The sequence below is a fragment of the Nocardia sp. NPDC051052 genome (assembly GCF_044456045.1).
Classification (GTDB): Bacteria; Actinomycetota; Actinomycetes; order Mycobacteriales; family Mycobacteriaceae; genus Nocardia.
Genome location: NZ_JBITFL010000003.1, coordinates 72406 through 85819 on the forward strand (window position 1 = coordinate 72406; position 13414 = coordinate 85819).

Annotated in this window: 10 protein-coding genes; all 10 read right to left on the minus strand. The window is 66.2% G+C overall.

Features of this window, described 5'->3' with window-relative positions; translation table 11 throughout:
• Positions 1-99: 99 nt before the first annotated feature.
• On the minus strand, positions 100-3606 hold the full coding sequence (locus tag ACIBCN_RS10480) for a DNA-directed RNA polymerase subunit beta (protein WP_396991261.1): 3507 nt from the start codon (positions 3604-3606) through the stop codon (positions 100-102).
• Positions 3607-3993: 387 nt separating this feature from the next.
• Complete coding sequence (locus ACIBCN_RS10485) at positions 3994-4713, minus strand: hypothetical protein (protein WP_396991262.1); 720 nt, start codon at positions 4711-4713, stop codon at positions 3994-3996.
• Between the two features lie 11 nt (positions 4714-4724).
• Positions 4725-5444 carry a hypothetical protein gene (locus ACIBCN_RS10490; RefSeq protein WP_396991263.1) on the minus strand — a complete coding sequence of 240 codons (720 nt, stop codon included), beginning with the start codon at positions 5442-5444 and terminating at the stop codon, positions 4725-4727.
• Between the two features lie 29 nt (positions 5445-5473).
• A complete protein-coding gene (locus ACIBCN_RS10495) occupies positions 5474-6715 on the minus strand; it encodes an MCE family protein (RefSeq protein WP_396991264.1) in 1242 nt (413 codons plus the stop codon).
• Positions 6712-7905 (minus strand): MCE family protein, encoded by a 1194-nt coding sequence (locus ACIBCN_RS10500; protein WP_396991856.1) that lies wholly within the window; start codon positions 7903-7905, stop codon positions 6712-6714. The genes ACIBCN_RS10495 and ACIBCN_RS10500 overlap by 4 nt, the downstream gene beginning before the upstream one ends.
• A 41-nt stretch (positions 7906-7946) precedes the next feature.
• Positions 7947-9200: an MCE family protein gene (locus ACIBCN_RS10505; RefSeq protein ID WP_396991265.1), complete on the minus strand. Its 1254-nt coding sequence runs from the start codon at positions 9198-9200 to the stop codon at positions 7947-7949.
• Between the two features lies 1 nt (position 9201).
• Positions 9202-10212 carry an MCE family protein gene (locus tag ACIBCN_RS10510; protein WP_396991266.1) on the minus strand — a complete coding sequence of 337 codons (1011 nt, stop codon included), beginning with the start codon at positions 10210-10212 and terminating at the stop codon, positions 9202-9204.
• Positions 10212-11288 carry an MCE family protein gene (locus tag ACIBCN_RS10515; protein ID WP_396991267.1) on the minus strand — a complete coding sequence of 359 codons (1077 nt, stop codon included), beginning with the start codon at positions 11286-11288 and terminating at the stop codon, positions 10212-10214. The genes ACIBCN_RS10510 and ACIBCN_RS10515 overlap by 1 nt, the downstream gene beginning before the upstream one ends.
• The gene (locus tag ACIBCN_RS10520) at positions 11285-12637 is read right to left on the minus strand and encodes an MCE family protein (protein WP_396991268.1); all 1353 of its coding nucleotides are present in this window, start codon (positions 12635-12637) and stop codon (positions 11285-11287) included. The genes ACIBCN_RS10515 and ACIBCN_RS10520 overlap by 4 nt, the downstream gene beginning before the upstream one ends.
• On the minus strand, positions 12634-13398 hold the full coding sequence (locus ACIBCN_RS10525; protein ID WP_396991857.1) for an ABC transporter permease: 765 nt from the start codon (positions 13396-13398) through the stop codon (positions 12634-12636). The genes ACIBCN_RS10520 and ACIBCN_RS10525 overlap by 4 nt, the downstream gene beginning before the upstream one ends.
• Positions 13399-13414 lie beyond the last annotated feature (16 nt).

Consider the following 13414-nt stretch of genomic DNA (forward strand, 5'->3'; position numbering starts at 1 on the left):
TCACTGCCCCTATTCGGGTCGAATTCGAGCAAAAAGTTCACTAGTTGGTGGAACGCGGGGCCGGATGTCGTTGGAAACCAACGACATCCGGCCGGCCGCCTAGTTCGCCAGATCGTCGACGGTGGCCGCTTCGTTCCTGGACAGGTTGATGCCCAGGTTCGCCGCGGCGCGCTCCAGATCCTCGTCGTCGCCGTCGCGCATCTCGATCGCCGCGCCGTCCGAAGACAGCACCTCGACGTTGAGGCACAGTGACTGGAGTTCCTTGAGGAGCACCTTGAACGACTCCGGAATGCCCGGCTCCGGAATGTTCTCGCCCTTGACGATCGCCTCGTAGACCTTCACGCGGCCGACAACGTCATCGGACTTGATGGTGAGCAGCTCCTGCAGCGTGTAGGCAGCGCCGTACGCCTGCATGGCCCAGCACTCCATTTCGCCGAAGCGCTGACCACCGAACTGTGCCTTACCACCGAGCGGCTGCTGGGTGATCATCGAGTACGGACCGGTCGAACGGGCGTGGATCTTGTCGTCGACCAAGTGGTGCAGCTTCAGGATGTACATGTAGCCGACTGCCACCGGGTACGGGAACGGCTCGCCGGAGCGGCCGTCGAGCAAAGTGGCCTTGCCGTTGTCGTCGACCATGCGGTCACCATCGCGGTTCGGCAGGGTCGAGGCGAGCAGACCGGTCAGCTCCTCCTCGCGGGCGCCGTCGAACACCGGGGTGGCGATGTTCGAGTCGGACGGTGCCGCCAGCATCTCCTCCGGCAGCGCCTTGGCCCAGTCGGGACGGGTCCCGTCCGCACCTGTACCGACATCCCAGCCCGCCTTGCCGATCCACCCGAGGTGGGTCTCCAAGATCTGGCCGATGTTCATTCGACGCGGCACACCGTGGGTGTTCAGGATGATGTCGACCGCGGTGCCGTCCGGCATGAACGGCATGTCCTCGGTCGGCAGGATCTTGCCGATAACGCCCTTGTTGCCGTGGCGACCGGCGAGCTTGTCGCCGTCCTGGATCTTGCGCTTCTGCGCCACGTACACGCGCACCAGCTCATTGACACCGGGAGGCAGGTCGTCGTCGTCCTCACGCGAGAACACGCGGATGCCGATGACCTTGCCGGACTCACCGTGCGGCACCTTCAGCGAGGTGTCGCGCACTTCGCGCGCCTTCTCACCGAAGATCGCGCGGAGCAACCGCTCCTCCGGGGTCAGCTCGGTCTCACCCTTCGGGGTGACCTTGCCGACCAGGATGTCGCCGTCGCGGACCTCGGCACCGATGCGCACGATGCCGCGCTCGTCGAGGTCGGCGAGGACCTCGTCGGAGACGTTCGGGATGTCCCGAGTGATCTCTTCGGCACCGAGCTTGGTGTCGCGGGCGTCGATCTCGTGCTCTTCGATGTGGATCGAGGTGAGTACGTCCTCTTCCACGAGGCGCTGCGACAGGATGATCGCGTCCTCGTAGTTGTGGCCTTCCCACGGCATGATCGCGACGAGCAGGTTCTTGCCCAGCGCCATCTCACCGTTCTCGGTGCACGGGCCGTCGGCAAGCACCTGGCCGACCTCGACCCGCTGGCTCTCGTCCACAATCGGCCGCTGGTTCGCGCAGGTGCCCTGGTTGGAGCGGGCGAACTTGCGCATCCGGTAGCTCTTGCGAGTCCCGTCGTCGGCCATCACGGTGACGTAGTCGGCGGAGACCTCCTCGACTACACCCGCCTTCTCGTTCACCACGACATCGCCGGCGTCGACGGCGGCGCGCAGCTCCATGCCGGTGCCAACCAGGGGGGCCTCGGAGCGGATCAGCGGGACAGCCTGACGCTGCATGTTCGCACCCATCAGGGCGCGGTTGGCGTCGTCGTGCTCGAGGAACGGGATCATGGCCGTCGCGACCGACACCATCTGGCGCGGTGAGACATCCATGTAGTCGACCTCGTCGGCGGCGACGAGCTCGTTCTCCTCGTTGCCGCGGCGGCAGAGCACCCGGTCCTCGAGGAAGCGACCGTCGGCGTCGACCGGCGAGTTGGCCTGGGCACGAACGTGCCTGTCCTCCTCGTCGGCGGTCAGGTACTTGACCTCGTCGGTTACCCGGCCGTCGATCACCTTGCGGTACGGCGTCTCGATGAAGCCGAACGGGTTGACCCGCGCGTACACCGACAGCGAACCGATCAGGCCGATGTTCGGGCCTTCCGGGGTCTCGATCGGGCACATGCGGCCGTAGTGCGAGGTATGCACGTCGCGGACTTCCAGACCGGCGCGCTCACGGGACAGACCACCCGGGCCAAGAGCCGACAGGCGGCGCTTGTGGGTGAGACCCGACAGCGGGTTGTTCTGGTCCATGAACTGCGACAGCTGCGAAGTTCCGAAGAACTCCTTGATCGCCGCGACGACCGGGCGGATGTTGATCAGGGTCTGCGGCGTGATCGCCTCGACGTCCTGAGTCGTCATCCGCTCGCGGACCACGCGCTCCATGCGCGACAGGCCGACCCGGATCTGGTTCTGGATCAGCTCGCCGACGGTGCGCAGGCGACGGTTACCGAAGTGGTCGATGTCGTCGACGTCGACCGGTACCTCTTCGCCGCCGGGAGCGGTCATCACGCGATCACCCGCGTGCAAACGCACCAGGTACTCGATCGTGCTGACGATGTCTTCCTTGGTGAGCACCGATCCGGTGACCTGCTCGCCGAGGTGGATACCCAGCTTCTTGTTGATCTTGTAGCGGCCGACGCGCGCCAAGTCGTAGCGCTTCTCCTTGAAGAACAAGTTCTCCAGCAGGGTCTGCGCGGACTCCTTGGTCGGCGGCTCGCCCGGACGCAGCTTGCGGTAGATGTCCAGCAGCGCCTCGTCCTGACCGGCGGTGTTGTCCTTCTCCAGCGTCGACATCATGATCTCGGAGAAGCCGAAACGCTCGACGATCTCGTCGTTCGTCCAACCGAGCGCCTTCAGCAGCACGGTGACCGGCTGGCGACGCTTGCGGTCGATGCGGACACCAACGGTGTCGCGCTTATCGATGTCGAACTCCAGCCACGCACCACGCGACGGAATGACGCGCACGCTGTGCAGGTCCTTCTCGGTGGTCTTGTCGACGGAGTGGTCGAAGTAGACACCCGGCGAACGAACCAGCTGCGAGACGACGACGCGCTCGGTGCCGTTGATGATGAACGTGCCCTTGTCGGTCATCATCGGGAAATCTCCCATGAAGACCGTCTGGCTCTTGATCTCACCGGTGTTGTTGTTGATGAACTCCGCGGTGACGAACAACGGCGCCGCGTAGGTCATGTCCTTGTCTTTGCACTCGTCGATGGAGGCCTTGACCTCTTCGAACCGAGGGTCAGAGAAAGACAGGGACATCGAGCCGGAGAAGTCCTCGATCGGCGAAAGCTCCTCGAGCACCTCCTCGAGTCCCCCGACTAGCCCGACATCGCCGCGAAGGGCGACCTTTTCACGCCATGACGGCGAACCGATCAACCATGCAAATGAGTCCGTCTGTAGATCGAGAAGTCCGGGCACCTCCAAGGGTTCACGGATCTTCGCGAAAGACACCCGCAATGGGGCTCCGGGGATTCCGGCAACTGCCTTGGTCTGGGTGGAGACTGCCAAGATGCGTCCTTCCAGCACCTCACGCGCGCCGCGTGGTGGTCCGCGACCGTCGCTTGTCTGCTACGAATTCCGCTGATTACAACCCGAACGAAACCCGAACAGGCAACAACAGAAGTAACACCGGAAGGTGGAACTTACGTGTGCAAATCGAGGTATGGACAGGAGGCAGCCAGCGCAACGTCCAACCGTACACCAACCGTCACGGGGGTGTCAACCTACCACCCGTGCGCACATTCACGTGGCTGGCGCGCCGTGTCCGAATCGCTGGCTGCGTCGGGGACGACGGGGCGTAATGGAGCCACTGTGACAGCTGCCGCTGTTGTGAATAGCGTGACGGCTCGGGCGAAACTCGTCAAGTGGCGGCACCGACCAGGGCCCGGTGAGATCCCCTGGGCCGGTAGACGATCACTGGTCGACGATGTCGCTGGCCAGCCAGCGATCGCCCACCTTCTGCATGTGCAGCACGATCGGACCCGCGACACTCTGCTGCGCGGCGCCGTTCTTGGTGGCGCTGACGACCAGGTTGACGAGCAGCTCGGCCCGATCGTCGGTGAGCAAAGTCACAGCGATCGGATCGGCCTTGGCATCGGCGCTGGTCTGGGCCTGTTTTACCGCGGAGATGGTGGTGTCGGCGTACTTGTCCAGATCGGCCAGCATCTTGCCGGTGAGCACCTGCTTGGCGGTGTCGCGGTAGCCGTCGATGTTCTTCACGTCGTAGGCGTAGACGGTCTTCAACGCGTGCTCGGCGGCCGCCCGCACCTCCTCGGTAGCCTTGTTGTCGACGTACGCCTTGTTCGACTCGTCGACGCCGGGGCGCGACGCGGCGACGGCCGCGAATCCGCCGAGCAGCAACGCGGCGATCAGCAGGGCGGCGATGAGCGACCAGAACGAACGACCCGATTTCGAGCTACCGGAACCGCGGAAGAGCTGCTTCCGGCCGCCCACCCGCTTCTGCTGTTCGGGACGCTTGTCGTCCTGTTTCGGACGCGACGCGGCGGGCCGGGTGCTGCCCGTCACCCGCGGCTTGCGGGCCGGCGTGCTGCGCGGCGCGGCGGCACGGGACTGCTGTTCACCGGCCGGACGGCGCTTGGAGGTGACCCGGTTGATCGGCTTACGAGAGGTCATGGCTGGTTCTCCTACGATCCCGGCTTGGGCGCGGCGGGCGGCTGGTCGGCGGGCGGCGCCTGCGGGGTCTGCGCCTGGCCACCACTCAGCAGCACCGGCTGGCTCAGCGAGGAGATCTGCTCGGCCTTCCAGACGTCGCCGGTCTTGGTCACGTCGACGTTCCAGGTGTAGCGGTAGTCGGCGGGCGGCTTGTCCTTGGGCAGCTCGGTCACCTGCAGCACGACCAGGGCGGAGGCCTTGTCGTTCTCACTGTTCAGCGTGGTGAGCGCGGAGCCGAGCACCTTGGATTTCATGCCGACGCCGGACTGCTTAGCCAGCGTCTCGGCCTGATCCTTGTTCTTGTCGGCGGACTCGAGCAGCGAACCGGTCATCGAGGACCGGGCCAGCGCCAGCGAGCCCGGCACGTCGTCGAGATTCATCGAGGTCATGTTGAGCGCGGCCTGGCGGGCGGCGTCGAGCGCGGTGTCGCGGGCATCGCCGCGCGGGGCATCGCTGACGGCCGAGCGCACCCAGCCCGCGCCGAACCAGACGGCGGCGACGAGGGCGACGACCAGCGCGACCGAGGACGCGACCAGTGCGACGGTGCGGATGACCCCGGTGCCACCAGGTGCCTCGGCCGCACGATCGGCCCGAGCGCCGGCAACCACCTCGGACTGCACCGCGCCGTCAGCGGGGTCCGGTGATTCCTGCGGCTCGGTCGAGTCGAGCTGCTTCGTTAAATCTGAGGTCACGCCAGACACCCTAACGTCGTCGTTCCTGGTCACCGCTTCGGCGTAACTCCCATCAGGGTTGCCATCTGCACGGCGATCGGATTCAGGTTCAGCCGCTCCGGGTCGGTCTTGGGGGTCGAATCCCAAGGCTGCACCACGTTCGGATCGGCGAGGCCGGCCCGCTCGCCGCCGCGCACCGCACTCGGATTACCTTGCGGCGCAAGGCACTTCGCGTCCTTGTTGAACGGGAACTCATCGCGGGTGTCGTCGAAGTCGGGGTTCTGCGCCTTCATCTGCTCGAGCGTCCGCTGCGTTCCCTCGTAGCCGACGGTACAGGCAGGCGGGTTGTTGGCCTCGAGCACGAGACCGAAGTGCGTGGTGCCGTCGCCGGGGGCGGTGGACGAGCCACCGATCGACAACTGCGGCAGGAACTGCAGCAGCGGACGGATCGCGTAGAACTTGGGCGAGATGGCCAGCAGCAGTTGCCGCAGGTTGCCGAAGTCCTGGGTGAGCGCGCCACCGCTCTCCCGCAGCAGCGCGTCGATCTGCTGGCCCGCGTCGGTGCCGGTGCCGATCAGCCTGCGAATGTCCGGGTCGCTGGAGCGCAGCTGGGCGGTGAGCTTGTCCAGGCCGTCGCTGAACTCGCGGATGGCGCCGGACTGCTCGGCCTGGGTGCCGAGCACCACCTTGCTGTCGCGGATCAACTGAATGGTCTGCGGCAGCGTCTCGTTGAACGTGGTGGTGAACTTGTTCAGCGAATCGACGAAGACCTGCAGGTCGTCACCCTTGCCGTCGAACGCCTTGCCGAGCTCGCGCACGGTGGTGTTCAACGCGGCAAGGTCGACCGAGCGGGTGAAGGTATCCACGCTGGCGACCAGCTGCTCCACCGGCACCGGCGTGGTCGCCGAGGTGATCAGCGAACCGTCGTGCAGATAGGGCGCGGTATCGGTGTCCGGCTGCAGGTCGACGAATTGCTCGCCGATCGCGGAACGGTTGGCCACCACGGCTTTCGCGGTCGCGGGGATCTTCGGCGAGCCCGAATCGATGACGAGGTGCAGCAGCACGCCGTCGCCGGTGAGTTCCAGCTCGCCGACCCGGCCGACCGGAACGCCGCGGTAAGTCACCTCGGCGCCCTTGTAGATGCCGCCGGTCTGCGCCGCCTGCACCTTCACCTCGTATTGGTCGAGGCCGAGCATGTGGTCGAGCCGAATGTACTTGGCACCGACGAAGACAACGCCGACCACCGCGATGATGACGAACATGACCAGCTGCCAGCGGACCAGCTTGCTCATCGGGTACCACCCACTCCGAGTTGCTCCAGAATCGCCCCCACCGGGTTCGGTGGCACGCCTGGCGCGGGCGGCTGCGCCATGTTCGGCGGCAGCGGCAGGATCGACACCGTCGGCCACCCGGGCCGCGGACCGTTGCCGTTGTAGTACGGGTTGGTCGGGTTCACCGGCACCCCGGGACCGAGCGGCGGGGTGTACACCGGATCCGGTTTACCGACACCGAGATTGCTCAGCGTGACACCGATCTGCTGGTCCACCGACAGCCAGGTGTTCACCGACCCACCGAACGTCGACTCGAGCGTGGAGTCGGGGAACGGATAGGTCGGGATCAGCGGCAACGCGGTGATCAGGTCCGGCGCGGCCTTGCCGAGCTCCTGCAGCGTCGGGCGCAGCGAGGTCAGATCGCGGATGAGGTCGTCCTTCGAGTGATCGAGCACGTCGAAACCGGCCTGCCCGACCCGATCCAGCTGGCTGAGCAGCCCCACCAGCTGCGGGCGCTGCTCTTCCAGGATCTTCACACCCTGCGGCAGTTCGTCGAGGATCTTGCCGATCTGCACGGTCTGCTGGCTCACCCGGCTGCTCAGCACATCGAGACCGTCGAGGGCCCTTGTGATGTCGTCGACCTGATCGTCGAGGCCCTTGATCAGGATGTTGGCCTGATCGAGCAGCGAACGCACCCGATCCTCGCGACCGCCGATGGTCTTGTTCAGCTCGGTGACGATCGGCTGCAGCTGCGCGACGCCGCCGCCGTTGAGCAGCAACGACATCGCGCCGAGCACCTGCTCGATCTCGGTGGCGTGCCTGGTGTGGTCGACCGGGATCACCGCACCGTCGATCAGCTTCTTCGGGTCCGGATCGGTGGCGGGCTTGGACAGCTCGATGAACTTCTCGCCGAGCAGATTCGACTGGCGCACCTCGGCGCGCGCGTTCGTCGGCAGGTCGACCGAGGAGTTCACCACGGCCCGCACGGTCGCGGTCCACTGGTCCTTGCCGATCTTGATCTCCTCGACCCGGCCCACCGGCAGACCCTCGACCTTCACCGCGGACTGCGGCACCAGGTCGAGCACGTCGTCGAACTGGATGTCGATGCGCATCGGGTGGTCGCCGACGTCGGCGCCACCGGGCAGCGGGACGCTGTAGATGCCGTCGGACGCGCATGAGGTGACCAGGGCCGCGGCCAAGCCGACGGCCATGGCGACGCCGAGACCGCGTGTGACGGAACGGATTCGGCTACTCACCGCGCACCTCCCTGGGACGGCGGAGTCCGGTCCGACGGCACCCCGGGCACGGTGCCCGGCACCGGAGCCCGCTGCTCGTTCTCCCCGCTGAGGACGCCGAACGGCAGGACCAGCGTCGGCGTCTTCACCCCGGCGGTGATCTGGTCGGAGATCTCCTTGCAGTGGTCGAGGATCGGCCGCATCTGCCTGCCGAGCGCGTCGAACTGCGGATCACCCGGCCGCAGCTTGGACACGTCGATCAGCTTGCACATCACCCCGAACGGGTCCTGCAGGTCGGTGAAGTTGGCGCGCATGTCGAGGGTGCCGGATTCGGCGTTGTGGATGTTGATCAGGTTGCTGAGCGCCAGCGGCAGCACCGGAAGCGCGGCGGCCAGATCGTCGCGCTGATCGGACAGCGTCTTGGTGAGCGTGACCAGGCCCTCGGCATTGCTGGCGATCAGGTCACGGTTGTTGTCGATGAACCGGGCGACGTCACCCAGCGCGACCGACAGCAGATTCAGCGCGGCACCGAGGTCGCTGCGTTCGCTGGCCAGGAAGCCGGAGAGATCGGCGAGCTGGGTGTTGAACTGGCGCACCTGCGTGTCGTTCTTGGCCAGCATGGCGACGAAGCTCTGCAGATTCTTGACGGTGTCGAAGATGTCGCCGCGCGCGTCGGACAGGTACTTGGCGGCCTTGGACAGCTGGGTGAGGCTGTTGGCCAGCGCCTCGCCGTTGCCGTCCAGGTTCGCCGCGCCGGTGCGCACGAGCTCGTTGACCGCGCCCTCTTTGTTGGCGCCGTTGGGGCCCAACGCATCCGAGAGCTCGGTGATGCTCTTGTACAGCTGGTCCACCTCGACCGGGGTCACCGTGTGGTCGCGTGGAATGGTCGCGGTGCGCGGCATTTTCGGACCGCCGGTGTAGACCGGGGTCAGCTGGATGTAGCGGTCGGACACGATCGAGGGCGTGATCTGCGCGGCCCGTGCGTCCGCGGGCACGTCGAACGAGCGATCGACGCTCATCACGATCTTGACCTGATCGCCTTGCGGCTCCACCGAATCCACCCTGCCGACCGGAACACCGAGCACCCGCACGTCCGAGCCCTCGTAGATGCCGACCGAACGATCGAAGTAGGCGGTGATCTTGGTGGTGGTCAGTCGATCGAAGGTCCACCACAGCACCCCGGCGGCGACCAGCGCCACCACCGCGACGAGCGCGATGGTGATCTTGGTGCCGCGCCCGGAATTCCGTAGCCCCTGCAGCCGGCCCGCCATGTCAGTTACCTCCCATGTTGCGGATCGGCGGACGAGCACCGGGGATATCCGGCAGCGCGGGCGGGATCAGGTTGACGATCACCGCGTCGAACCAGCGACCGGTGCCGAGCACGCTGGCGTAGATCCCGTAGAACGGCGCCGCCAGCTCCAAGGTCTTGGAGATGTTCTGCTGGTTGGCATTCAGCAGATCGATCGAGCCGCGCAGGTTCTTCAACGCGGGGCCGATCTGCTCCTCGTTGTCGTGCACCAGCGCGGTGAGCTCCGCGGCCACCGTCTTGGCGCCGGAAAGCAGCTGCGCGATCGACTGCTGGCGGATGTTGAGCTCGGCGAGCAGCTGGCCGCCGTTGGCGAGCAACCGCTCGAACTCGGCGTTGCGGTCGGCGAGCACCTTGGTGGTCTGCCTGGTCGCGGCGAACAGCTTCTTCAGCTCCTCGTCGCGCTTGGCCAGCGTCTCCGACAGGCGGGCGACGCCGTCGATCGAGCCGCGCAGCTCCGGCGGCGTGGTCGAGAACGCGTCGGAGAGCACCCGCATGCTGGTGGCCAGCTGCGCGGTGTCGATCTGGTCGATGTTCTTCGCCGCGTCGGTGAACGCGTCTACCACGTCATACGGAGCGACGGTGCGCGACAACGGAATCCGGGTGGACGGGTCGGCCGCGCGGGACCCCTTCGGGTCCAGTGCCAGGTACTTCTGGCCGAGCACGGTCTTGATCTGGATCGAGGCGGTGGTCTCGCTGCCGATCCAGGCGTCCTGGGTGCGGAAGTCGACGAGCACCTTGGGACCGTCGAGGCGCACGTCGGAGACCGAACCGACCTTCACGCCCGCGATGCGGACCTCGTTGCCCTTCTTCAGGCCCGCGGCCTCGGAGAATTCGGCGGTGTACTTGGTGCCCGCGCCGATGATCGGCAGCCGGTCCAGGAAAAACGCCGACACCGTCACCAGCAGCACCATCACCAGGCCGAGCACACCCATGAAGACGGGACTGCGGCGTCCGAGCAGAATCCGGTCGTCCATCAGCGGGCCTTCCCGGAGCAGCGCGGCGCGGCGTTGGTGTATATCGGCTGGTTGATCGTCGGTAGCCCGGCGGGCAGGTTCAGGTTCGGCGCATCCGCCGTGCCCGGCCCGACGACGATGTCGATACCGCACAGATAGAACTGGAACCAGGAGCCATAACTGCCTACCCGGCCGAGCTTTTCCATCTTGATCGGCAGGTTGCGCAGGACGTCGTTCATATCGTCCTTGCGTTCGTTGATGGTGCCGGTGAGCTGGCTCAGGCCGGCGATCGAACCCTGCAGCGTCGGGCGCACCGGAACGAGCAGGTCGGCGGTGGCCGAGGCCAGGTTGCCGAGCGAGGTCACCGAGCGGCCGATCGTGTCGCGTTCCGCGGACAGCCCGCTGACGAGCGCCTCGGTATTGACGATGAGCTGGTTGAACTGGTCGTCGCGCTGGTTGACCGTGTCGAGCACGGCGGTCAGGTTGCGCACCAGCTCACCGATCACCGCGTCCTTGTCCGCGATCTTGTTGGTCAGGCTCGCGGTGGTTGCCACCAGATCGTGAATGGTGCCCTGCTCGCCCTGGAACACCTGGATGATCTCGAAGGAGAGCTTGTTCACGTCGTCGGCGGTCAGCGTGCGGAACAGCGGGCGGAAGCCGTTGAACAGGGTGGTCAGGTTGAGCGCGGGGTTGGTGCGCTCCAGCGGGATGGTGCCGCCCGCGTTGAGCTTGCGGCCCTGCTCACCGGTGCCCTGCTCGAGCGCGATGTAGCGCTGGCCGACCAGGTTGCGGTAGCGGATGCTCGCGGTGGTCGAGGCGGGCAGCCAATTGCGGTCGGTGAGTTCGAAACTCACCTCGGCGAGGCGCTTGTCCACGATCGCGATATTGGTGACCTTGCCGATCCGGACACCGGCGACGCGCACCTCGTCGCCCTTGTTCAGCGAGGTGACATCGGCGAAGCGAGCCTTGAACTTGGTGCCGTCACCGCTGTAATTGGCGATGGACAGCGCGAGCACCGTTGTCGCGAAAATCGTCACGACGACGAAGATGACCAGCTTGGCGAGTGGGCCGCCGAGGCCACGCAGCTGCTGTTTCATCGCACGCTCACCTCGCTACCGCGGAACGCGGGCGCACCGGCCCTGGTTACCCAGCCGGGCACCTGGTCGGGCGAAACACCCTGGGCGGCACCGTAGATCGCGCCGAGTGACTGCTGCTCCATCGGCGAGCCCGCGATCGTCGCGACATTGCTCGCCGGGTAGACGCCGAACTGCGGCGGCGACAGCTTGCCCGTTTCCAGATCGCCGGGGTTGCGGCTCGGTACGGCGTAGGAGCCGTCGTTGTTCGCGCCGCCGGTGTACTGACCGGGGTCGACACCGAGCGGCTTCTCCGGAATACACCACGGCCCACGATCATCCAGCCACCGCGGCTCGTCCTGGTTCGGCAGGTACTTGCCACGCGGGTTGGTCAACTCGATGGTCACCCGGGTGCCCGGGTTCTTGGTGCCCTTGCCGAGGATCTCGTCGATGCGCGGCCTTTGCAGGGCGAAGTTCGCCATCACACACGGGAAGGTGGGCGAGTAGGTGGCCAGCTGCTCGAGCAGCGGACGCGAGTCGGCGGACAGGTCGATGATGTTGTCCCGGTTGGCAACCAGGAAGTCGGCGGTGTTCGACGACGCCGGCGTCAGCACGGCGTACAGCGAATCGATGTCGAAGCGCCGTTGCACGATGGTCGCGTTGGTGGTTCGCAGGTTGTCCAGCGCGTTCACCAGCTGCGGTGCGGCGTCGGCGTAGGTGGCGGCCACCTCGGCGAAGCTGCGCAGGTCCTGCTGCAGGTCCGGCAGCACGCCGTTGACCTGACGGAAGATGTTGTCCAGCTTGTCCACGCTCTCGCCGAGCGCGAGGCCCTGACCGGACAGCGCCTGGGACAGCGCGCCGAGGGTGGACGCCAAGTCCTGCGGTGGAATTGCCTGCAGCAGCGGCATCAAATCGTCGAGCAGCTTGCTCAGCTCGATCGCGTTACCGCTCTGATCCTGCTGCAGCGTCACGCCGTTGGTCAGGTGCGTCGCGCTGCGGTCGGCGGGGATCACCAGGTCCACGTACCGCTCGCCGAACAGCGTCTTGGGCAGCAGCCGCGCCGTCACGTTGGCCGGGATCTGATCGGCCTTGTCCGGCTGGATGGCGAGGTTCAGCGTCACCTTGCCGTTGTCGGAGTGGCTGGACCGCACATCGCCGACGGTGATGCCGCGCACCTTCACGTCCGCGTTCTTGGTGAGCGCGTTGCCGACGCTGTCGGTGATCAGCGCGACGTCGACCGTCTTCACGAACTGCTTGTTGTAGATCGCGATAGTCGTCGCGAGAAACAGCGCGACCACCACGAAGAACGCGATGCCGAGGACGCGGATGCGCAGCTTCTCGGTAGAGCGCCAGGCCTGCACGCCGCGAGTCATCCCGCCACCCGCACCGTCGTGGTGGTTCCCCAAATGGCCAGGCTGAGGAAGAAATCGAGCACGTTCACCAGCACGATCGCGGCACGCACCGCGCGCCCGACGGCGACGCCGACACCGGCCGGCCCGCCGGTGGCGTGGAAGCCGTAGTAGCAGTGCACCATGATGATCACGAACGCGAACACCAGCACCTTGACGAACGAATAGAGCACGTCTTCAGGTGGTAGGAACAGGCTGAAGTAGTGGTCGTAGGACCCGCTGGATTGCCCGTTGAACCAGATGCTGATCATCCGCGACGCCAGGAACGTGCCGAGCAGGCCGACGATGTAGAGCGGGATCACCGCGAGGAAGCCGGCGATCACCCGGGTGGTGACCAGGAACGGCACGCCGGGCACCGCCATCACCTCGAGCGCGTCGATCTCCTCGGAGATCCGCATGGCGCCGAGCTGCGCGGTGAAACCACAGCCCACCGTCGCCGACAGCGCCAAAGCGGCCACCAGCGGCGCGATTTCGCGGGTGTTGATGTAGGCGGTGAGGAAACCGGTGAGCACGGAGCTACCCAGCGCGTCCAGCGCCTTGAAGCCCTGCAGGCCGACGACGACGCCGACCGAGCCGGACATGAACACGATGACGCCGATGGTGCCGCCGATCACCGCGAGCGCGCCGCTGCCGAAGGTCACCTCGGCGAGCAGCCGCATGACCTCCTTGCGGTAATGCACCGCGGTGCGCGGGATCCAGGCGATGGTGCGCGAGTAGAACGACATCTGCTCGCCGGCCCGA